The sequence below is a fragment of the Massilia sp. CFBP9026 genome (assembly GCF_034045165.1).
Taxonomy (GTDB): Bacteria; Pseudomonadota; Gammaproteobacteria; order Burkholderiales; family Burkholderiaceae_D; genus Telluria; species Telluria arenae.
In genome coordinates this window covers 83,821-104,420 of the sequence record NZ_JAXCWH010000004.1, presented here as the reverse complement: position 1 = coordinate 104,420, position 20,600 = coordinate 83,821, and the positions used below count along the sequence as shown (strand labels likewise).

The following is a 20,600-nucleotide window of genomic DNA, read 5'->3' as shown; positions in this document are numbered from 1 at the left end:
GACTGCCTGTGGAGGGGAAGGCGCTGGCCTGCCAAGCAGGATGAAACCGGCCCCGACGAAGCAGGAATCTAACAGTGAAGCTAACGTAAGTTAGTTTTATGTAAGTTTAGAAGAACGGAAGATCCTGTCGCCATGAATAGCGTACTCCAGAACGCTTCGCGCATCATCGTCAAGGTCGGCTCCTCCCTCGTCACCGACGAGGGAAGGGGCCTCGACCATACCGCCATCGCCCGCTGGGCCTCCCAGATCGCTGCATTGCGCGCGCTCGGCAAGGACGTCGTCCTGGTCAGCTCGGGCGCCATCGCCGAGGGCATGCTGCGCCTGGGTTTCAGCAAGCGCCCGACCGACATCCATGAATTGCAGGCCTGCGCCGCCTGCGGCCAGATGGGCCTGGCCCAGATCTATGAGACCAGCTTCAGCGCCCACGGCGTCAAGACCGCGCAGGTGCTGCTGACCCACGCCGACCTGGCCGACCGCGAACGCTACCTCAATGCGCGCTCGACGCTGACCACCTTGCTGCGCCTGAACGTGGTCCCGATCATCAACGAGAACGACACCGTCGTCACCGACGAGATCAAGTTCGGCGACAACGACACGCTCGGCGCCCTGGTCGCCAACCTGATCGAGGCCGACGCGCTGGTCATCCTGACCGACCAGCCGGGGCTGTACTCGAGCGACCCGCGCAAGGATCCGAATGCGCAGCTGATCGGGCAGGCCCAGGCCGGCGACGTGGCCCTGGAGGCGATGGCCGGCGGCGCCGGCAGCAGCATCGGGCGCGGCGGCATGCTGACCAAGGTGCTGGCCGCCAAGCGCGCGGCGCGCTCCGGCGCCCATACCGTGATCGCCTGGGGCCGCGAGCCGGACGTGCTCACGCGCCTGGCCGGCGGCGAATCGATCGGCACCCAGTTGCTGGCCGCCACCGGCCGCCTGACGGCGCGCCGCCAGTGGATGGTCGACCACCTGCACACCACGGGAGAGGTCGTGATCGACGCCGGCGCGGCGCTCAAGCTGACCAAAGAGGGCAAGTCGCTGCTGCCGATCGGCGTGCTGGCCGTGAACGGCGAGTTCGGCCGCGGCCAGGTGATCACCTGCGTCGACGAAGCCGGCAAACCGTTGGCGCGTGGGCTGACCAACTATGCCAGCAGCGAGGTGCGGCGCATCATGCGCCATTCCTCGACCGAGATCGAGCGCATCCTGGGCTTTGTCGAAGGTCCGGAGCTGGTGCATCGCGATAATATGGTGCTTCTGTAATCAGTAAGCGCTTGCTTACTTCGGGTATGTGTTGCGCCGACGGGACGTAAGCGCTGTTTCACATTGCTTTCCGTCTGGAAAGCACAGTTGGCGGTCGCAAACCGCCTGCCTGCCTATACACTGCGCATAGCGGCCACTCGTGCCGCATTCCCTGTATTTCAGGCGTCGCCGGCGTCATCGTCGCGCGGTTCCCACGCATCCGAGGATCACCCCATGAAACTAAGCCGCAAACTCCCCCTGGGTTTTGCAGCCGTCACGCTGCTCGTCGCCTGCGCCGGCTTCTTTGGCATGAACCAGATGAACCGTTCCGTCGACACCTACCGTCAGGCCGTCGTCATGGAGGGGCAATCGACGCAGGTCGAGGCCATGCTGGCCCACTTCCGCAAGCAGCTGCAGGAGTGGAAGAACACACTCCTGCGCGGCAAGGACGACGGCGAACGCGACAAGTACTGGGCCGCGTTCCAGAAGAACGAAACCGAGGTGGCCGCCCAGGTCGCGGCGCTGCTGGCCAGCCTGCCCGAGGGCGAAGTGCGCGCGCTGGTGGCGCAGTTCGGCGCCGCGCACACGCAGATGGGCGCCGATTACCGGCGCGGCTACCAGGACTTCGTCGCGGCCGGCTTCGATCCCGCGGCCGGCGACGTGGCGGTCAAGGGCAAGGACCGGGCGCCGGCCGAACTGCTGGTGCAGGCGGAGGAAAAGATGTCCGCGCTCAGCGCCGCCAGCGTGCGCCAGGCCGACGCCGTCAGCGCCCGCGCGACCAAGCTCAGCTACAGCCTGATGCTCCTCGGCGCGCTGGCGGCGGTGGCGGCCGGCGTACTGGTATCGCGTTCGATCACCCGCCCGCTCGACGCGGCGGTGGAGGCGGCGCGCAGCGTGGCCGCCGGCGACCTGCGCACCGCGATCACGGTCAGGAGCGACGACGAGACCGGCCAGCTGCTGCTCGCCCTGAAGGAGATGTCGGCCAGCCTGCAGCGCATCGTGCTGCAGGTGCGCGGCGGCGCGGAGACCATCGCTGTGGCCTCGCATGAGATCGCGCAGGGCAATCTGGACCTCTCCGCGCGTACCGAGCGCCAGGCCGGCGCGCTCGAGGAAACGGCGTCGTCCATGGAAGAACTGACCTCGACCGTGCGCCAGAACGCCGACAATGCGCGCCAGGCCAGCCAGCTGGCGGTATCGGCTTGCGACGTGGCGGCCAAGGGCGGCAAGGTGGTCGAACAGGTGGTGGGCACGATGGCGTCGATCAGCACCTCGTCGCGCCGGATCACCGACATCATCGGCGTCATCGACGGCATCGCGTTCCAGACCAATATCCTGGCGCTTAACGCCGCGGTCGAAGCGGCGCGTGCGGGCGAGCAGGGCCGTGGCTTCGCGGTCGTCGCCGGCGAGGTGCGGACCCTGGCCCAGCGCTCGGCTGTCGCGGCGAAGGAGATCAAGGAATTGATTGCCGAATCGGCCGCCCGCGTCGACGACGGCAATCGCCTGGTCGGCGAGGCCGGGGCCACGATGGGCGAGATCGTCGCCAGCGTGCGTCAGGTGATGGACATCATCGGCGAGATCAGCGCCGCCAGCAGCGAACAGAGCCAGGGTATCGCCCAGGTCAACGAGGCGGTGACGGAGATGGACAGCGCGACCCAGCAGAACGCGGCCCTGGTCGAAGAAGCCGCCGCCGCCGCGCAGTCGCTGCGCGACCAGACCGTGGCCCTGACCGGGGTGGTGAGCGTGTTCAAGGTCGAAGAGCAGTCGCAGGCGGTACGGGCCGCAGCGCGGCACAAGGCGCTCGCCGCGGCCTGAGGCCAGCCGCAAGCTTGTCCGGATAGGCATATTTCGCGGAAGAACAGGCAGCGTGACGGCGTTGAATGCCTGCATAATGGAGAGTATTGACGACGGGATAAGGGGGCGGGAATGCAGGAAACAGCGAACGGCAGCCAATGGCTGCCGAAGGAATCGGCTCCATCAGGCAATCCCCATATGAGCGACCGGTTCGCCCAAGTCTACGAGCTGACCGCGCACCGGATCACCGCTCCGGTGGCCGTCCAGGCCTTGCGGCTGGCCGGGCCCATCGACGCGCACACGCGTATTCTCGATATCGCCGCCGGCGCCGGCGCCTTGAGCATCCCCGCCGCGTTCAGCGGCGCCACCGTCATGGCGGTCGACATCGCGCCAGGCATGGTGAACCTTCTCTCGGAGCGCCTCAAACCCTTCCCGAATGCGCAAGCGTCGGTGATGGATGGGCAGGCCCTGGCGATCGATGACGATCGCTTCGACCTTGCCTTCTCGATCTTTGGCGTCAGCCTGTTCAACGATTGGAGGACGGGACTGGCGGAGCAGGTCCGTGTGCTCCGTTCGGGCGGTAAAGCCTGTATCGCGACCTGGAAAACTCCTCCCGGAGGCGGTCCCTTCCTCGTCATGGCGCAAGCCATCCGTGCGGTATTCCCGCAAAGCGCGCCGCCTGCGCCGCCGGGTGGTTTTATCGCACTGGCGGATCCAGCGCGGATCGTCACCGAACTGGAGGAGGCTGGATTGGTCGATGTCCATGTCGTCGAGGTGCAAGCCGTGTGGCAGGGGGCGACCGGTCAAGCCTACCTTGACGAACTGCACGATCTGCACCGCTTCATGCCGCCGTACGCCGCGCTCGATGAGCAGGGCCGGCGCGAGGTCGATCAGGCCATTCTGCGGACGCTCGATGCGTACACCGTGGGCGAGCGGACGCATATGGTGTCGCCGGTCCTCATTGCGACCGGCACCAAGGCCTGATCTTCAGGGTAAGATGAGCCCGCGCCCGCGTGCCTGGATCGGCCATGCAAGCGGCGGCGCGCAACCGCTTTGATCTACATGACGCCACCTTCTCCTCTCGCCGTGGTCCAGGCCCAGCTCGACGCCTATAACGCCAAGGATCTCAATGCCCTGATGGCCACCTATGCGCCGGATGCGCAACAATTCGCCTTGCACGGCGACTTGCTGGCCCGCGGACACGACCAGATCCGTCCGCGCTACGAAATGCGCTTTGCCGAACCCGACCTGCACGCGCGCCTGCTGTCACGCACGGTGCTCGGGAACTTCGTCACCGACCTGGAAATCGTCACCCGCAACTTCCCCGAAGGGAAGGGCACGATCGAGATGCTGTGCGTGTACGAGGTGGTCGAGGGGCGCATCGTGCGCGCCTCGTTCGCTGCCGGCGAAACGCGGCTCTAAGCGGATCTAAGCAGACCTAAGTCGCCGCGTTGGCGGCGGCCACGGCCGGATCGAGCACGCCGGCCGGCGCCGGCGTCTTGTCCCTGAACTCGCACAGGTCGGCGATCAGGCAGTTCCAGCACTTGGGCTTGCGCGCCACGCAGGTGTAGCGGCCGTGCAGGATCAGCCAGTGGTGGGCGTCGTGCAAAAAGTCCTTGGGCACGAATTTCAACAGCTTCTGTTCGACGATGTCGACGTTCTTGCCCGGCGCAATCTTGGTCCGGTTCGACACGCGGAAGATGTGGGTGTCGACCGCCATGGTCGGCTCGCCGAAGGCGGTATTGAGCACCACATTGGCGGTCTTGCGGCCGACACCGGGCAATGCTTCCAGCGCTTCGCGCACGGGCGGCACTTCGCCGCCGTGCTGCTCGACCAGAATCTGGCAGGTCGCCATCACATTCTTTGCCTTGGTGTTGTACAGGCCGATGGTCGAGATATAGGTCTTGAGCTCGTCGATGCCGAGGTCGAGGATGGCCTGCGGCGTGTTCGCCACCGGGAACAGGCGGCGCATGGCCTTGTTGACGCCGACGTCGGTCGACTGGGCCGACAGCAGCACCGCGATCAGCAGTTCGAACGGCGTCGTGAATTCGAGTTCGGTGGTCGGTTTCGGATTGGCGGCGCGAAAGCGGGTGAAGATTTCCAGGCGTTTGGCGGGATTCATCTGGGTCAGTTCTGTTCCTGGTTGCCGGCCGCCTTCAGGCGGGCGCGTTCCATGGCGGCGGCGATGATGGCGCGCTTGCGCTCTTTCTCGGCCAGTTCTTCCGGGGTGTTCGTCACTTCGGCGGTGACTGCGCGCATCTTCTCGACGGCCTTGGCGGCCAGGCGGGCATCGTTTTCCTCGCGCTCGCGGCGCAGGCGCGCGGTGCGAAAATCGTGGCGGTCGCGCGCAGCGTCGGCGTCCGGCTGGGTCCAGGCGTCCCAGCCGGTGCGCTCGCCGGTGACGGGGATCATCGCGATGCAGTCGACCGGGCAGGGCGCCACGCACAGGTCGCAGCCGGTGCACAGGCTCGGCAGGATGGTGTGCATCTGCTTGGCCGCGCCCAGGATCGCATCGACCGGGCAGGCCTGGATACACAGCGTGCAGCCGATACACAGCGCCTCGTCGATAAAGGCGACCGGGCGCGGACGCTCGACGCCGTTGGCCGGATTGATCGGGATGACCTTGCGTCCGGTCGCGGCGGCCAGGCGGCGCACGCCTTCCATGCCGCCCGGCGGGCACTGGTTGATCTCGGCCTCGCCGCTCGCCATCGCCTCGGCATACGGGCGGCAGGCGGGATAGCCGCATTTGGTGCACTGGGTCTGCGGCAGCAGGTCTTCGAGCTGGTCGGCGAGGGATGTGGTCACGAAAGGGCGCTGCTTGAATCTGATCAAGCCGACATTATCCGCCAAAACGGGCGTGGAGGCGATCACGGCGGCCTTCAGGCGGGCCCAGCAGTACTCATCCATTCTCGTCCCTACGTGGGCAAGCGAACAGACGGCCTGCGTACCGCCCTGTTGTACTATCGGCTGACGCTGACCCCGGGGACTGACATGAACGAGTTGATTGCGCCGTTACTCTTTGCCGCCATCTTTTCGGCAGGGGACGGCTTGCAGCAGCCGGGCCCAGGCAAGGCCGATGGCAGGCCGGGCGCCGCGCAGGTGCAGCCGGCGCGCTACCGCAGCGTGGACGCGAATGGAGAGCTGCGGCGCGGCGAACGCCTGCCGGCGCGCTACCAGGCGCACCAGCACGTGGTCGAGGACTGGCGAGCATTGCGCCTGTCCAAGCCGCCGCGCGGGCACCAGTGGGTCGATGCGGGCGGGCGCTATGCGCTGGTGGCGATCGCAACTGGGCGGGTAGCGCAGGTGGTGGCGGTGCGCTGAGCTAACGGTCAAATACGTCGTCCCCGCGAAGGCGGGGACCCAAGTACTGCCAGCGCTATCGAAACGCCAGCAAGCTTGGGTCCCCGCCTTCGCGGGGACGACGTTTTTATGCTAACTCAAGAAGGCTTTGCCTCAACTTAACGGCTTACCCGTTCGCGCGGATGAACTCGGTAATCTTCGGACACACGATCTCGCGCCAGCGGCGGCCCGAGAAGATGCCGTAGTGGCCGGCTTTCTCGACCACGAAGTCGTGCTTCTTGTCTTTCGGGATGCCGGCGCACAGCGTCAGCGCGGCGCTGGTCTGGCCCAGGCCCGAGATGTCGTCCAGCTCGCCTTCGACGGTGAGCAGGGCGACCGACTCGATGTCTTGCGGACGCACCAGCTGGCCGCCGACCTTCCACGTGCCCTTCGGCAGGCTGTAGTCCTGGAACACGGTCTTGATGGTATCGAGGTAGTACTCGGCCGGCATGTCGAGCACGGCGTTGTATTCGTCGTAGAACTTGCGGTGCGCCTCGGCCGAGTCATCGTCGCCGCGCACCAGGTGCTGGTAGAACTCGCGGTGGCTCTGGGCGTGGCGGCCCGGGTTCATCGCGATGAACCCGGCGTGCTGCAGGAAGCCCGGATAGACCTTGCGGCCAAAGCCCGGGTAATTGCCCGGCACCGCATAGATCACGGTGTTCTCGAACCACGAGTAGGGCTTTTCGATGGCCAGGTCGTTGACCGCGGTCGGCGATTTGCGCGGGTCGATCGGGCCGCCCATCATGGTCATCGACTTCGGCAGCTTCGGATCCTTGTTGCTCGCCATCAGCGAGATCGCGGCCAGCACCGGCACCGTCGGCTGGCACACCGAGATCACGTGCACGTCCGGGCCCAGGTGGCGGATGAAGTCCTGGACGTAGAAGACGTAGTCGTCCAGGCGGAACGGGCCGTCGGACAGCGGCACCATGCGGGCGTCGGTCCAGTCGGTGATGTAGACGTCGTGCTCGACCAGCAGGGCTTTCACGGTGTCGCGCAGCAGCGTCGCGTGGTGGCCAGACAATGGCGCCACGACCAGTACCGAAGGCTGCTTCAGCGCGGCAAAGGCGGCGTCGTCCATGTCTTTCTTGAAGTGCAGCAGCTCGCAGAAGGGCTTGTCGACCACGATGCGCTCGACGATGCCGACCTCTTCACCGTTGATGGTGGTGGTCTTCAGGCCGAAGGCCGGTTTTTCGTATTCCTTGCCGAGACGGTACATCAGCTCGTAGCCGGCGGCGATACGTTGGGAAAATGGGGTGTGCGCAAACGGCGACACGGGATTGGAGAACAGTTTCGATGACGCATCGGCCCACTGCATCAGCGGGGTCAGGAAGGAGCGTTGCATCTCGTGCAGTTGATAAAGCATAAAGTAATCCTTCGTATTGACACTGCGCTAATATCGCCCGCGCATAAGCTTCATCCGATTATAGGGGATTTGCGTTGGCGGGTGGCAACGAGGGCCACCGCTATCTCCTATGCATGGTGCACTTGTAGCATATTTACCCGGACCCGCTCCGTTGGGCGGCCCACATAAAGCAAAACGCCCCGCAGGGCGGGGCGCTTCAGGGGACTGTGTCGCCGCGAAGTAACTGAACGCGGCCACACCTTGCTTAGTCGAACACCGGGGTTTCGACGCCCAGGATCTTGTGCAGCTTCGGCGAGGTCGTCGTGTACTGCATGTGGATCTTCTTGTCCGGGAAGATGTACGGCGCGGCGCCGAAGGCGGCCAGCGCGGCTTCGTGGAAGCCCGACAGGATCAGCTTCTTCTTGCCCGGATAGGTGTTGATGTCGCCCACGGCGAAGATGCCCGGGACGTTGGTCTCGAACTTCTCGGTGTCCACCACCTTGAGCTGCTTGCGCTCGATGTCCAGGCCCCATTCGGCGATCGGGCCCAGCTTTGGCGACAGGCCGAAGAACACCAGCAGCATGTCCAGCGGCACGCGGCGGGTGACGCCGTCGGCGCCGGTGACCTTCACTTCGGTCAGCTGGCCGTCTTTTTCGTCGAAACCGGTCACCTGGCCGGTAATCAGTTGCATCTCGTACTCGTCGCACAGGGCCTTCATCTTGGCGACCGAGGCCGGGGCGGCGCGGAAGTCGTCGCGGCGGTGCACCAGCACGACCGATTCGGCCTTGCCGACGAAGTTCAGGGCCCAGTCCAGCGCGGAGTCGCCGCCGCCGCAGATGACGATGTTCTTGCCTTCGAAGCGTGCCGGATCCTTGACACGGTAGAACAGCTGCTCGTTCTCGAACTTGTCGATGCCGTCGACCTTGATCGTGCGCGCCTGGAACGAACCGACGCCGGCTGCGATGAAGATGGTCTTGGTGATGAAGCGGGTACCGGTGGTGGTCTCGACGTTGAAGCGCTGGTCTTCGCGGCGCTGCACGGTCGTGACTTCCTGGCCCAGGTGGAAGGTCGGCTCGAACGGTTCGATCTGCTTGAGCAGGTTGTCGGTCAGTTCCTGGCCGGTGCACACCGGGACGGCAGGGATGTCATAGATCGGCTTGTCCGGATACAGTTCCACGCACTGGCCGCCGACTGCCGGCAGCGAATCGATGACGTGGGCCTTGATTTCGAGCAGGCCGAGTTCGAACACCTGGAACAGGCCGACCGGGCCGGCGCCGATGATCACGGCATCCGCTTCGATGGCGCCGGCGAAGGAACTGTTGGGAGCGATGCTGCCCGCTTCGTGGGTGGCACTGATAGTCATGCGCTTACTTCCTGTGATTTTTGATTGGTGAGGCGATGGCAGCCAGCACTGCCATGCAGAACGACCCCGGGCCGGCGCCGAACGGGCGGCGCAGCGGCGGTATTAGCGGGCCAGTTGGTCGAGTTTGTCCTTGACGTCTTTCCACTCTTCCGCGTCTGGCAGGGCCGGCTTCGTCTTGGTGATCGAAGGCCAGAAGCGCGCGAGATCGGCATTGAGCTTGATGAAGTGCTGTTGGTCGCCAGGCGTGTCTTCTTCGGCATAGATCGCATTCACCGGGCACTCGGCGACGCAGACGGCGCAGTCGATGCACTCGTCAGGATCGATGGCGAGGAAATTCGGGCCTTCCCGGAAACAATCTACCGGGCATACATCGACGCAGTCGGTGTAACGACAACGGATGCACGATTCGGTGACAACGTGGGTCATAACAGTCCTATCAATTGGTGGGATGTCGCGTCGCCGGGCGCAAGAACAATGGACATGAACAGGCCGGCCGGACAGAGCAAAGCACTGTATTTTAGGGCAATTCGGCTTTTCTCACAAATTCGCCTATATACACAATCTACATAAGCAAATGAAGCAAGAATCCGCACGAGCGTGCGGTTTTTGGGCTGTCAAGGCGCGATACACTGGCCGTTGACCGGGATTAAGAAGCTCCCCGGCAGGCGGGCGCCGCGACCGGCCGAGACCCGAAAACCCGGTTCAGCCGGCCTGCCGCAAATAGTCGAGCAAATGTTGCCACTGGCCGCCGCTGCCGTCCTCGCGCAGGAACACGGTGTGGCAGCGCGGCCCGTCCTCGACCGTGATTTCCCAGCGCGGCAGGTCGGCGCCGACCGCGCAGGCGGGCGCGGCGCCGAAGAAGTCGAGGCGGCGCAGCAGCGTCTCGAGGGCCGGCCCGTCGTCCAGACGAGCGGTATCCAGTTCGTAGGATTCGGCCAGTCCGGCAAAGCCGCCGCAGGCGCGGGCGCTGATCTTCATGCCAGCATCGACGGCTCGGCCGGCGCCCCGGCGGCCGGCGCTCCGGCGGCCGGCGGGGCGGACAGCCCCGGCCCGTGGCGGCCATGGTCGGCGCACCAGCGCGCCAGCAGGCGCGCCTCGCCGGCCAGCACGCGCTCGGCACAATCGTATTCGGCCAGCTGCATGGTGCCGCAACAGGAACGCCGGTCTTGCCGGGCGCCGGGCGCGTCGCCTACCCGCGCCGCCAGGGGCAGGCCGGGGACGAAGGCGGCCACCGCGTCGGGGCCGCCATGGCCGGCATCCACCACTTCGCGCCGGCTGAACTGGAAGCGGATGGCGTCGGCATAGGCGGCCGGCTTGCCGTCGCCCGTCACGGCCTGGAGCATGGCGTTGACCACGTCGGCATAGGTGGCGGCGGCGTCGGGCGCGGCGATCAGGGCGCGCAGCAGCACCCCGCTCAGGTAGTTGGCGACCCGGTGCAGGACGGCGGCGCAGTCTTCGCGCCCGGGATCGCGTTCATGGGCGAACAGGTCGGCCAGCACATCGTAGACGGCGCCGGTGAACACCTGCGAGATGGCGTGCACCTGGGTGCCGGCCTCGCTCAGCTTGAGGTCGTTGTCGGCATTGCGCAGGCCGGTGCTGTTGCCGAGCGCCAGCCCGAACTGCTCGGCGATGTCGGTCAGGAAGGATTTATCGTGCAGGTCGGCCTTGGTCTGGGCGATCACGGCTTCGCACTGGTCGAGCTGGGACAGGGCCAGGAAGATTGCGGTGAGGTCGCCGAAGGCTTCGTGCAGGCCGCCGGTCTGGGGCGGGGCGTCGGCCTGCAGCCAGAGCGGCTTGATGCCGTCGAGCACCGCGTGGGCGGTCTCGTGCGACACGATGTCGAACGAGCGGCAGGTGAAGACCCGCTCGGTGGCGCCGTTGGGAATGAAGTCGCCGAACTTGAGGCAGGCCTGGCTGCGGCTGTAGAAGGCGTTCATGACGTTCGGCAGGCCGTGCGGGAAGACCAGCAGCGGCCGCGTGTCGGTGCTGCTATTCCATTGCCAGGGCAGCGGCATCGTGTGGGCCTCGCCGGCGGCGGCCAGGGCGCGCCCGTACATGGTCAAGGTCTGGCGCACCACGACGAAGGTGTGGACGGCGTCGAACTGCGGGGTGTCGGGCTGGGTGACGAAGTCGCCGAAGGCGTTCGGCTCGACTGCGGCGATGCCCGGCTCGCCGGGGGCGATGCGGGCGTCGCGCGGGCCGGCCAGCACCACACCGGGCAGGAAGGCCTTGCGGGTGCCGATTTCGCTAACGGAAGGATCTTGCTTCCACATGAGGACGCGGGCGCCGAAGGCGTGCGGCGGCGGCTCGGCGGCCGGCGGCGCGGCGGGGTCGGGGACGTCGGGTTCTTCGAGCAGGCGCGCGGCGCGGTGCTGCTGGCGGTAGGGCGCGCTCGGGGTGGGGACGAAGCGCACCGGAGGCTGCGTGGCCTGCGGCGCCTCTGCGCTGGGTAACAGGCGGTTTGGCTGCTCGACGGGGGTTTCCATATCGACTCCTCGCGTAATGACGGGCTTGCGCCTTCATCCTCGCGCTCCCTGCCGGGCACGCTTTGATAATCGTCAATTGAGGCTGAGCCAACCCTGTCTGTTGTAGCGGGCTCTGGCATAGCCCGGCCGCAACTGGCATCATGGCGGATTGTTTGCAATCGATTCAGGAAGGATCAGTCAGATGGCGGAAATCAGCATCGTCCAGCAGCACAGCCTGAGCCCGGACGCGGCGCGTTCGGCAGCCGAGCAGGTAGCGCAGCGTATCGCGGCCGAATACGGGCTGGAATGCAGGTGGGACGGCGATGTGCTGCGCTTCGAGCGCAGCGGCGTGGAGGGCATGTTGACCCTGGAAGACCAGCGCGCCGCGATGCGCATCCGCCTGGGCTTCTTCATGGGCGCGTTCGCGCCGGCCATCGAGGCCAAGGTGGCGGAAAAGATGCGCAAGACCTTCACCGCCGCGGCGTAACGACCGCAACGCGGTCGCAAGGTAGGGTGGACCCGTGGACGGCGAAGCCGTCCACCCCACGATGTGATGCGAGGGCGATCAGCCCTTCAACTCTTCGATCAGGTCGACATACTGCTGCTGGGCTTCCTCTTGCGAGGTGCCTGCGAGGCCGGCCCAGGCGTCGTACTTGGCGCGCGCCACGAAATCGGTCATGCCCGGACGCTCGCCCGTCGCGTCGCCGGTCGAGCCCTGCTTGAACAGCGCGTAAATCTTCAGCAAGGTCATATTGTCGGGACGCTCCGACAGGTTTTTCGAATCGGCCTGGGCCTGGGTGAACTGTTCCTGCAAGCTCATGGAAACTCCTGTGATGGTTGATTGCGGTATTGTCGCTTGGACAACGCGGCAGGCATCTTAGCCCAGGAGACAGGCGGGCACGGGAAATCCGGCCGCATTTTAGAAGAGATGTTCAAATGCCGCCCCCAGGGCGGCCGAGCCATGCGCCATCGCAGGACGGCGCATGGCGATCGTGCTTAGACGGCCAGCAGGTCGACGTCGAAAATCAGGGTGGCGTTCGGCGGGATCACGCCGCCGGCGCCGCGTGCGCCGTAGCCCAGGCTGGCCGGGATGGTCAGGCGGCGCGAACCGCCGACCTTCATGCCCTGCACGCCTTCGTCCCAGCCGCGGATCACGTGGCCGGCGCCGAGCGCGAACTCGAACGGGTCGTTGCGGTCCTTGCTCGAATCGAACTTGGCGCCCAGGCTGCCGTCGTCGTTGCGCAGCCAGCCGGTGTAGTGCACGGTGACGTGCTGGCCGGCCTTGGCCTCGGCGCCTTCGCCGGTGACGAGCTCTTCGTATTGCAGGCCGGATTCGGTGGTGATGGTGGACATGGTCTTCCTTGTTGTTCAGATTGAACGACGATTGTAGTCGATGGGTCCATCCGGTGTCATCCCGTAGAATGACGGCATTGAACTGCCATCAGGAGACACCATGCCGCGAAAGAATGCCCCATGAACGGTGTACTGACCGCCTGCCGGCGCGCCCTGGGCGCGCAGTTCAGCGGCCGCATGCTGCTGCTGTCGCTGGCGCCCCTGCTGCTGGCGCTGGCCCTGTGGGGCGTGGCAATGTGGCTGGGCCTGCAGCCGCTGCTGGACTGGCTGCACGGCATGTTCGCCGACTACGGCGGCTTCGAGACCAGCGGCAGCATGCTCGAGATGGTCGGCCTGGGCATGCTCAAGGTGATGGTGGTGCCGCTGGTGGCGATCGTGCTGCTGCTGCCGCTCATGATCGGCTCGGCCTTGCTGTTCGTGGGCGTGGCGGCGATGCCGGCCATCGAAGCCCATGTTGGCAAGCGCCAGTTTCCCGGGCTCGCGAAAAAGGAGGGCGGTTCCTTCTTCGGCAGCGTGGCGATCAACCTGGGCAGCACCGCCGTGTTCGCCCTGCTGTGGCTGTTCACCCTGCCGTTGTACGCGGTGCCGCCGCTGGCCTGGCTGGTGCAGGCCAGCCTGTGGGCTTGGGTGACGTCGCGCGTGATGAGCTACGACGCGCTGGCCGCCCATGCCAGCGAGGCGGAGCGCCTGGACCTGATGCGCCGCCGCCGGCCGGCACTGCTCGCCATCGGCTTCACCTCCGGCCTGGCCGGCGCGCTGCCCGGCATCGTCTGGATGGGCGGCGCCGTGCTGTCGATCGTATTGTTCCCGATCCTGGCCCTGGTGTCGCTGTGGCTCTACGTCATGATTTTTCTGTTCGCCGGACTATGGTTCCAGTATTACTGCTTGCAGGCACTGGAAGAGCTGCGCGCGGAAGCGGTGACCCAGCCCGCGTGATCTGCCTTTCGACATGGATCAAACGCAGCTGTGCACCAAAAGCATTTCCAGCGCGTTAAATATTGGTGGCTAAAACTAGCGGCGATATTGCCTGAATTACACACGGTAATATCACTCAGCCAAGACCTCGTTGTTTTTTTGCGAAAATATTCCAAGCACAGCAAATTTGTTAAACGGCGCCTCGCGTGAGACGTATTGATGTGGTGGAATATTGCCTACGTACGGTGCGATCTGGAGTGGGATCGCACCATCAGCGTGCGAACTAACACACACCACGATCACTCGAACGGACCAGCAGCACCACAGATGGCGAGCAGGTTGGCGGGGATTGCTAGCGTTTTGATTCAGACCGGTTAAGCCATCATGGAAAGTATTCGCCGTCAAGGACGGTCAAGTAATGTGTCCGGCAAGCGTGCCGCCAACGAGCGCAGTGAGCCGACCTTTGAGCCGACCTTCGAGCCGACGTTTGGCGACGCGGTCGCGACATCGGCCGCGCCGGCCAGTGCCAGTGCCGCGGCGGCGGCCGTGGAGAGCACCCCTGCGCTCGCGGCCGGCGGCAACGACGTTCCCCTGTATGAAGCCTTCCCGCACCTGGCGGGCAATGGCGGCATCCCCGGCGGCCCGTCGGGCGAGCCCGGCGACGACGAGCCGGCCCCGCGCAAGCGGCGCTGGAAGCTGTGGCTGGTGCTCGGCCTGCTGCTATTGATCGCCTTGCTGGCGGCCTGGGCGGTGCTGGAGACGCGCACTTCGCGCTTGCAGGCGAAAATCTTCGCCGACATGGCCAGCGAGCTCACCTATCGCATGGAAAACGGTCCCAGCGATGCGATCCGTTTCCCGGCCGCCAGTCCGTATGACACCCGGCTCGGCTATGCCGGCCTGCCGGGCTACCTCGAGCGCCTGCGGACGCGCGACTATGCGATCGCGGCCCAGGCGCGCATCTCGCCGCAGATGGTCAAGATGGCCGACATGGGCCTGTACGCGACCTATCACGAAAAGACCAAGGTCGGCCTCGAGATCCTCGATTGCCGCTCGCAGCCGATCTTCACCTCGCGCTTCCCCGAGCGCTTCTACCACGAGTTCAACGCGGCGCCGCCGTTGCTGGTGCAGAGCCTGCTGTTCATCGAGAACCGCGAACTGCTCGACGCCAGCTATCCGCGCCGCAATCCGGCGGTCGAATGGGACCGCTTCTCGAAGGCCGTGTTCGACAAGTCCCTGTCCAGCATCGGCCTGGGTGGTGGCGGGCGCGTGGCCGGCGGCAGCACGCTGGCGACCCAGATCGAAAAATACCGGCATTCGCCCGAAGGCCGCACCAGCTCGACCACCGACAAGATCATCCAGATGGCCTCGGCCACCTTGCGCGCCTACCAGGACGGCGAAGACACCACCGGTTCGCGCCGCCAGATCGTGCTCGACTACCTGAACACGGTGCCGCTGTCGGCCAAGTCCGGCTACGGCGAAGTGAACGGCATCGGCGACGGCCTGTGGGTCTGGTATGGCCGCGACTTCGACAAGGTCAACGGGATGCTGAAGGGCCCGATGACGAGCCCCGACGCCGTGCTGGCCTACAAGGAAGCGCTGTCCCTGATGATCGCCCAGCGCCGCCCGGCCTATTACCTGGGCGCAGGCGAACCCGACCTCGAAATCCTGACCGACAGCCACCTGCGCGTGCTGGCCCAGGCCGGCGTGATCTCGCCCCAGTTGCGCGACGCCGCACTGAGCGTAAAACTGCAGCCGGCGCTGCACAGCGGCGTGGCGCCGCCGCCGGCCGACGCCTTCGTGTCGCGCAAGGCGGCCAATGCGGTGCGCAACCACCTCGGCTTCCTGATCGGCGACACCCGCCTGTACAACGTCGACCGCCTCGACCTGTCGGTGGTCTCGACCCTGGACGGCACTGCCCAGCAGGCGGTGACGGCGGCCCTGCGCCAGCTGTCCGACGCCGAACACGCCAAGGCGGCCGGCCTGACCGGCAAGGGCCTGCTCGGCAACGGCGACCCGGCCCAGGTGGTGTACAGCTTCACCCTGATGGAGCGGGGCGAGCACGTCAACTACCTGCGGGTCCAGACCGACAACTACGACCAGCCGCTCGACATCAACGAGGGCGCCAAGCTCGACCTCGGTTCGACCGCCAAGCTGCGCACGCTGGTGACCTATCTCGACATCTTCGACCAGCTGCACAAGCGTTTCGAGCCGCTGGACAAGATCGGCCTGCACGGCGTGGAGATCGATCCGAAGGACCGCATGTCGCAATGGGCGCTGGAATATTTCCAGACCCTGCCGGACGGTGCCGATCGCGGCCTGAAACCGATGCTCGACGCCGCCATGGCGCGCCGTTACTCGGCCAGCCCGGGCGAGCGCTTCATGACCGGTGGCGGCCTGCACACCTTCGGCAACTTCAGCAAGCTCGACGACAGCAAGATCATGGACGTGCACCAGGCCCTGCGCCAGTCGACCAACCTGGTGTTCGTGCGCATGATGCGCGACGTGGTGCGCTTCTACATGTTCCAGCTGCCGGGTTCTTCGGCCCAGCTGCTGGCCGACGCCAACGATCCGCGCCGCGCGTCCTACCTGGCGCGCTTTGCCGACAACGAAGGCAAGGACTTCCTGGCCAAGTTCTGGAACAAATACAAGGGCAAGACCCCGGCCCAGATCGAGGCGCTGCTGTTCTCCGGCGTGCGTCCGCTGGCCTCGAAGCTGGCCGCGGCCCACCGCACGGTGGCGCCGAACGCCACCTTGGAGCAGTTCGGCGCCTTCATCGATGCGAGCCTGCCATCGGCCAACGAGATCGATCCGGAACGCATCCCGAAGATGTACGAGATGTACGATCCGCGCAATATGTCGCTGGCCGACCGCGGCTACGTGGCCTCGGTGCACCCGCTCGAACTGTGGCTGGTGAGCTATCTGCGCACGCACCCCAAGGCCACCTGGTCCGAGGTGACGGCCGCCAGCGTCAAGGAGCGCCAGGAAGTCTACCAGTGGCTGTTCAAGACCAGCCGCAAGAACGCCCAGGACAAGCGCATCGCCGGCCTGCTCGAGGTCGAGGCCTTCCTCAAGATCCACGCCCAGTGGAAGAAGATGGGCTACCCGTTCGACTCGCTGGTGCCGTCGTATGCGACGACGCTGGGCGCCTCGGCCGACCGTCCGGCCTCGCTGGCCGAGCTGATGGGCATCATCGTCAACGGCGGCGTGCGTAAACCCACCGAGCGCATCGACTCGCTGCACTTCGCCAAGGACACGCCGTACGAGACCCTGGTCAAGCGCAACAAGGGCGGCGGCAAGGAACAGGTGCTGGCGCCGGAAGTCGCGCGCACCGTGGCCGACGCCATCCAGGGCGTGGTCTCGGACGGCACCGCCAAGCGCGTCAAGACCGCCTTCGTGCAGGCCGACGGCAGCGTGATTGCGCTGGGCGGCAAAACCGGCACCGGCGACCAGCGCTTCGACGTCTATGCGCGCGGCGGCCGCCTGGTCGAATCGCGCTACGTGAACCGCTCGGCGACCTTCGTGTTCAATATCGGTGAGCGTTTCTACGGCAGCATGACGGCCTATGTGCACGGCCCGCAGTCGGAACACTATGACTTCACCAGCGCGCTGCCGGTGCAACTGCTGGTAACGCTGGCGCCGAGCCTGATGCCGATGATCGAGCCGGCGCCGCAAGCGCCCGTGCCCGGTGCTACACCCGCGGCGGCGGCCCAGCGCCAGTGCGTGCGTTGAAGCCGACGGGCGAGGGCAGCGGCGCGCCGGGCAAGGGCTTGCGCGCGCGGCTGCAGAATTTTTCCATTGTCTCGCTGCGCGACCTGGTGGTGGCCTCCGGCCCCACCATCCTGATGGTGGCGGCGGCGCTGCTGCTGGCCTACTGGTGGGTCGACCCGGCGCCGCCGCGCAGCCTGCGCCTGGCCACCGGCCAGGAGAATTCCGCCTACGAGACCTTCGGCAAGCAGTACGCCAGCCTGCTCGCGCGCGACGACATCAAGGTGACCTTGCAGCCGACCCTCGGCTCGCGCGACAACCTGCAACGCCTGCTGGCGGGCGAGGCCGACGTCGCCTTCGTGCAGAGCGGCTCGACCGACGGCGACACCATGAATGCGGCCGATGGCGACGCCGCCGAACGCCAGGAACTGGTGTCGCTGGGCAGCCTGTTCACCGAACCGGTGTGGCTGTTCCTGCGCGACGAGGCCAGGGTCACGAAGCTGACCGACCTGCGCGGCAAGCGCATCAACCTGGGGCCGGAGGGCACCGGCGTGCCGCGCCTGCTGCGCCAGGTGCTCGACGCCAACGGCATCGCGCCGACCGAGCTGCAGATCGGCGACCTGGCCAATACGCCGGCCACGGTGGAGCTGCTGGCCGGCCGCATCGACGGCCTGGTGTTTTCCTCGGCGCCCGAAGCGCCGCTGATCCAGATGCTGCTGCAGACGCCCGGCATCCGGCTGTTCGACTTCGCCCAGGCCGAGGCGTATACGCGGCGCCTGCCTTTCCTGACCCACGTGGTGCTGCCGCGCGGGATTGTCGACCTGGGCCGCAATATCCCGGCCCAGGATTACCACCTGATCGCGCCCACCGCGACCCTGGTGGCGCGCGAGGAAATCCATCCGGCCCTGGTGGGGCTCCTGGTCAAGGCCGCGACCAACATCCACGGCGGGGCCGGCTGGTTCCAGCAACAGGGCCAGTTCCCGTCGCCGAAGTACACCGAGATTCCGGTGGCGCCGGAAGCCGCGCGCTACTACCGCGACGGGCCGCCCTTCATGCAGCGCTATATGAGCTTCTGGCTGGCCAACCTGGCCGAACGCCTGTGGGTGGTGGTGGTGGCGCTCACCGCCTTGCTGATTCCGCTGTCGAAGATCGTGCCGCCGATTTACGTGTGGCGCGTGCGCTCGCGCGTCTACCGCTGGTATGGCGAACTGCGCGCGATCGAACAGGCGTTCGAGGACAGCGGCGTGGCACCGGACGAAAAGGTGCGCAAGGACTTGCAACGGCGCCTGGACAGCCTCGAAGACCGCGTCAACCACATCTCGGTGCCGCTGGCCTATGCGGACGAGCTGTACCGGCTGCGCAGTCACATCCACCTGGTACGTGAGCGCGTGCGCGGCTGGCAGCAGGATGGCGCGGCTGGCGACGCGGGCCATGATGCGCCGCCGGGAACGCCGGTGCGCGGCAGCGTCTGATCCGGTTCCGATCCCATGCCCGATTCCGACCAACCTGCGATCGATCGCCTGGACCGCCTGCGCAAGCCCTTGGTGACGCGCTCGGTCTTCCTGATCGTCAGCGTCTGCCTGCTGCTGGTGGGCCTGCATGCGTGGAGCCTGCTGGCGTCGCGCCAGGCCGAGATCGACAATACGGGCACCAGTACCGCCAACATGGCGCGTGCGCTCGCCTCGCATGCCGAGCGCACGATCGACCTGGGCGATGCGATCCTGGACGAGATGACGGCGCGCGCCGAGGCTGGCACGACTGTGAGCGACGAGGATTCCGTGCTGCATGCGCGGCTGGCTCATATCGCCTCCGTCAGGCCCGGATCCAGGAACTGTTCATCTATGACGTCAATGGCGAACGGGTGGCCACCTCGCTGCCCACCAGGCTTCCGGGCAGCGTGGCGGACCGCGAGTACTTCCGCTACCACCGGGAGCACGCGGACCGCGGCACCCGGATCGGTAAGCCGATCCGCAGTCGTTCGACTGGCGTCCTGAGCATTCCGCTGACGCGCCGCATCGACCGGCCCGACGGCAGCTTCGGCGGCGTGGCGATGGCGTCCCTCAGGCTGAGCTTCTTCGGCGACTTCTACGACAGTTTCGACGTCGGCCGCACCGGCACCCTGATCCTGGCGATCGACGACGGCACGTTGCTGTACCGGCGGCCGTTCAGTGAGGCCATGGTCGGCTCCGACATCGGCGGCGGCCCGATCTTCCAGCTCTACCGCAGGACGGGCCCGGTCGGCACCGCGATGCTGACCTCGAAGATCGACCGGATCGAGCGCCTGTACAGCTACCGCCACGTGGAACGCTTCCCGCTGCTGGTCGCCATCGCCAAGTCGAAGGAGGAAGTGCTGTACGGATGGTGGGTGGTGGTGGTCAAGATGAGCGGCGTGGTCCTGTTCGCGGTGGCGCTGCTGGCCTGGGGCACCCACCGCATGATCGGCCAGTTGCGGGTGCGCGACGCGCTCGAAGGCCAGTTGCGCGGGGCGCGCCTGAAACTCAAGGAGCAGAACGCGTCGCTGAAGGCGCTGGCCGACAGCGACGGACTGACGGGCCTGGCGAACCGGCGCGGCTTCGAGCAGACGCTGGCAGCGGAGCACGAGCGGGCGCGCCGCAATGGCCAGCCCTCTGCGCTGATCCTGGCCGACGTCGATCACTTCAAGAAGTACAACGACCGCTATGGCCACGTCGCGGGCGACGATTGCCTGCGGCTGGTGGCCGGCGCGATCCGCGCTGGCACGCGCCGTCCGACCGACCTGGCGGCGCGCTATGGCGGCGAGGAATTCGCAGTGATCCTGCCGGACACCGACCTCGACGGCGCACGTTCGGTCGCCGAGAACATCCGCGCCGCGGTGGCGGAGCTCGGGATCGCGCATGCCGACAGTCCTCACGGACGCGTCTCGCTCAGCATCGGCGTGGTGGCCGCCCATCCTGCCGTCGACGATGGGCGCGCCCTGGCATGGGTCGAAGCCGCCGACGCCCTGCTGTACCAGGCCAAGGCGCAGGGCCGCGACCGCGTGGTCGCTTGCGAGCTGCGGCAGCCGGCCAGGAACTTGTCGGCATAGCCACGCCCGGGGCAAACGAATTACACTGGCGGC

General features: G+C 66.4%; 19 protein-coding genes. 10 read left to right on the top strand and 9 right to left on the bottom strand.

From position 1 onward, the window contains the following. The first annotated feature begins 132 nt into the window (after positions 1 to 132). The 4 genes from proB to SOM28_RS11550 all read left to right on the top strand — a co-directional run bounded on the left by proB (position 133) and on the right by SOM28_RS11550 (position 4,443). Positions 133 to 1,251: a glutamate 5-kinase gene (proB, locus tag SOM28_RS11565; RefSeq protein ID WP_320468190.1), complete on the top strand. Its 1,119-nt coding sequence runs from the start codon at positions 133 to 135 to the stop codon at positions 1,249 to 1,251. Positions 1,252 to 1,464: 213 nt separating this feature from the next. Next, positions 1,465 to 3,042 (top strand): methyl-accepting chemotaxis protein, encoded by a 1,578-nt coding sequence (locus tag SOM28_RS11560; protein WP_320468189.1) that lies wholly within the window; start codon positions 1,465 to 1,467, stop codon positions 3,040 to 3,042. A 111-nt stretch (positions 3,043 to 3,153) separates the two neighbouring features. Beyond that, a complete protein-coding gene (locus tag SOM28_RS11555) occupies positions 3,154 to 4,005 on the top strand; it encodes a class I SAM-dependent methyltransferase (RefSeq protein WP_320468188.1) in 852 nt (283 codons plus the stop codon). Between the two features lie 78 nt (positions 4,006 to 4,083). Next, positions 4,084 to 4,443: a nuclear transport factor 2 family protein gene (locus tag SOM28_RS11550; RefSeq protein WP_320468187.1), complete on the top strand. Its 360-nt coding sequence runs from the start codon at positions 4,084 to 4,086 to the stop codon at positions 4,441 to 4,443. 16 nt (positions 4,444 to 4,459) lie between these two features. On the opposite strand, the gene nth is transcribed toward SOM28_RS11550, so the two are convergent. After that, positions 4,460 to 5,143: an endonuclease III gene (nth, locus tag SOM28_RS11545; protein ID WP_320468186.1), complete on the bottom strand. Its 684-nt coding sequence runs from the start codon at positions 5,141 to 5,143 to the stop codon at positions 4,460 to 4,462. Between the two features lie 5 nt (positions 5,144 to 5,148). Further along, on the bottom strand, positions 5,149 to 5,826 hold the full coding sequence (gene rsxB, locus SOM28_RS11540; protein WP_123068497.1) for an electron transport complex subunit RsxB: 678 nt from the start codon (positions 5,824 to 5,826) through the stop codon (positions 5,149 to 5,151). A gap of 186 nt (positions 5,827 to 6,012) precedes the next feature. Here rsxB and SOM28_RS11535 point away from each other — a divergent pair, with 186 nt between their 5' ends. After that, positions 6,013 to 6,342 (top strand): RcnB family protein, encoded by a 330-nt coding sequence (locus tag SOM28_RS11535; protein ID WP_320468185.1) that lies wholly within the window; start codon positions 6,013 to 6,015, stop codon positions 6,340 to 6,342. A gap of 145 nt (positions 6,343 to 6,487) precedes the next feature. Here SOM28_RS11535 and SOM28_RS11530 read toward each other — a convergent pair whose 3' ends face one another. The 5 genes from SOM28_RS11530 to SOM28_RS11510 form a co-directional block, all read right to left on the bottom strand. Next, entirely contained in the window at positions 6,488 to 7,723 is a 1,236-nt protein-coding gene (locus SOM28_RS11530; protein WP_320468184.1) for a polyhydroxyalkanoate depolymerase, read from the bottom strand. Between the two features lie 244 nt (positions 7,724 to 7,967). Beyond that, the gene (locus SOM28_RS11525) at positions 7,968 to 9,065 is read right to left on the bottom strand and encodes an NAD(P)/FAD-dependent oxidoreductase (protein ID WP_229493841.1); all 1,098 of its coding nucleotides are present in this window, start codon (positions 9,063 to 9,065) and stop codon (positions 7,968 to 7,970) included. 102 nt (positions 9,066 to 9,167) lie between these two features. Then, positions 9,168 to 9,491, bottom strand: a complete 324-nt coding sequence (fdxA, locus tag SOM28_RS11520) for a ferredoxin FdxA (RefSeq protein WP_123068491.1) — start codon at positions 9,489 to 9,491, stop codon at positions 9,168 to 9,170. Positions 9,492 to 9,767: 276 nt separating this feature from the next. Next, a complete protein-coding gene (locus tag SOM28_RS11515) occupies positions 9,768 to 10,043 on the bottom strand; it encodes a protealysin inhibitor emfourin (protein WP_123068490.1) in 276 nt (91 codons plus the stop codon). Then, positions 10,040 to 11,551 carry a gluzincin family metallopeptidase gene (locus tag SOM28_RS11510; RefSeq protein WP_320468183.1) on the bottom strand — a complete coding sequence of 504 codons (1,512 nt, stop codon included), beginning with the start codon at positions 11,549 to 11,551 and terminating at the stop codon, positions 10,040 to 10,042. Before SOM28_RS11510 ends, SOM28_RS11515 begins: the two co-directional genes overlap by 4 nt. Positions 11,552 to 11,732: 181 nt before the next feature. Here SOM28_RS11510 and SOM28_RS11505 point away from each other — a divergent pair, with 181 nt between their 5' ends. Further along, on the top strand, positions 11,733 to 12,017 hold the full coding sequence (locus SOM28_RS11505; RefSeq protein WP_320468182.1) for a polyhydroxyalkanoic acid system family protein: 285 nt from the start codon (positions 11,733 to 11,735) through the stop codon (positions 12,015 to 12,017). Positions 12,018 to 12,095: 78 nt separating this feature from the next. On the opposite strand, the gene SOM28_RS11500 is transcribed toward SOM28_RS11505, so the two are convergent. After that, a complete protein-coding gene (locus tag SOM28_RS11500) occupies positions 12,096 to 12,350 on the bottom strand; it encodes an acyl-CoA-binding protein (RefSeq protein WP_320468181.1) in 255 nt (84 codons plus the stop codon). Between the two features lie 176 nt (positions 12,351 to 12,526). Continuing rightward, entirely contained in the window at positions 12,527 to 12,883 is a 357-nt protein-coding gene (locus SOM28_RS11495; protein WP_123068487.1) for an FKBP-type peptidyl-prolyl cis-trans isomerase, read from the bottom strand. Between the two features lie 120 nt (positions 12,884 to 13,003). Between SOM28_RS11495 and SOM28_RS11490 the strand changes: the two genes are divergently transcribed. The 4 genes from SOM28_RS11490 to SOM28_RS11470 all read left to right on the top strand — a co-directional run bounded on the left by SOM28_RS11490 (position 13,004) and on the right by SOM28_RS11470 (position 20,567). Next, positions 13,004 to 13,819, top strand: a complete 816-nt coding sequence (locus SOM28_RS11490; RefSeq protein ID WP_123068486.1) for an EI24 domain-containing protein — start codon at positions 13,004 to 13,006, stop codon at positions 13,817 to 13,819. Between the two features lie 363 nt (positions 13,820 to 14,182). Further along, positions 14,183 to 17,527, top strand: coding sequence for a transglycosylase domain-containing protein (locus SOM28_RS11485; protein WP_320468180.1), 3,345 nt, complete (start codon positions 14,183 to 14,185; stop codon positions 17,525 to 17,527). After that, a complete protein-coding gene (locus tag SOM28_RS11480; RefSeq protein ID WP_370663526.1) occupies positions 17,515 to 18,975 on the top strand; it encodes a TAXI family TRAP transporter solute-binding subunit in 1,461 nt (486 codons plus the stop codon). The genes SOM28_RS11485 and SOM28_RS11480 overlap by 13 nt, the downstream gene beginning before the upstream one ends. Before the next feature lie 389 nt (positions 18,976 to 19,364). Next, a complete protein-coding gene (locus tag SOM28_RS11470; protein ID WP_491715950.1) occupies positions 19,365 to 20,567 on the top strand; it encodes a GGDEF domain-containing protein in 1,203 nt (400 codons plus the stop codon). Positions 20,568 to 20,600 lie beyond the last annotated feature (33 nt).

Excerpts from the sequence above, each read along its gene's own strand:
- SOM28_RS11500 (WP_320468181.1), bottom strand. The coding sequence starts at position 12,350 with ATGAGCTTGCAGGAACAGTTCACCCAGGCCCAGGCCGATTCGAAAAAC.
- SOM28_RS11530 (WP_320468184.1), bottom strand. The coding sequence starts at position 7,723 with ATGCTTTATCAACTGCACGAGATGCAACGCTCCTTCCTGACCCCGCTG.
- SOM28_RS11515 (WP_123068490.1), bottom strand. The coding sequence starts at position 10,043 with ATGAAGATCAGCGCCCGCGCCTGCGGCGGCTTTGCCGGACTGGCCGAA.
- SOM28_RS11550 (WP_320468187.1), top strand. The coding sequence starts at position 4,084 with ATGACGCCACCTTCTCCTCTCGCCGTGGTCCAGGCCCAGCTCGACGCC.
- SOM28_RS11555 (WP_320468188.1), top strand. The coding sequence starts at position 3,154 with ATGCAGGAAACAGCGAACGGCAGCCAATGGCTGCCGAAGGAATCGGCT.
- proB (WP_320468190.1), top strand. The coding sequence starts at position 133 with ATGAATAGCGTACTCCAGAACGCTTCGCGCATCATCGTCAAGGTCGGC.
- SOM28_RS11485 (WP_320468180.1), top strand. The coding sequence starts at position 14,183 with ATGGAAAGTATTCGCCGTCAAGGACGGTCAAGTAATGTGTCCGGCAAG.
- SOM28_RS11495 (WP_123068487.1), bottom strand. The coding sequence starts at position 12,883 with ATGTCCACCATCACCACCGAATCCGGCCTGCAATACGAAGAGCTCGTC.
- SOM28_RS11505 (WP_320468182.1), top strand. The coding sequence starts at position 11,733 with ATGGCGGAAATCAGCATCGTCCAGCAGCACAGCCTGAGCCCGGACGCG.
- SOM28_RS11560 (WP_320468189.1), top strand. The coding sequence starts at position 1,465 with ATGAAACTAAGCCGCAAACTCCCCCTGGGTTTTGCAGCCGTCACGCTG.
- SOM28_RS11525 (WP_229493841.1), bottom strand. The coding sequence starts at position 9,065 with ATGACTATCAGTGCCACCCACGAAGCGGGCAGCATCGCTCCCAACAGT.
- nth (WP_320468186.1), bottom strand. The coding sequence starts at position 5,143 with ATGAATCCCGCCAAACGCCTGGAAATCTTCACCCGCTTTCGCGCCGCC.
- SOM28_RS11490 (WP_123068486.1), top strand. The coding sequence starts at position 13,004 with ATGAACGGTGTACTGACCGCCTGCCGGCGCGCCCTGGGCGCGCAGTTC.
- fdxA (WP_123068491.1), bottom strand. The coding sequence starts at position 9,491 with ATGACCCACGTTGTCACCGAATCGTGCATCCGTTGTCGTTACACCGAC.
- SOM28_RS11510 (WP_320468183.1), bottom strand. The coding sequence starts at position 11,551 with ATGGAAACCCCCGTCGAGCAGCCAAACCGCCTGTTACCCAGCGCAGAG.
- SOM28_RS11535 (WP_320468185.1), top strand. The coding sequence starts at position 6,013 with ATGAACGAGTTGATTGCGCCGTTACTCTTTGCCGCCATCTTTTCGGCA.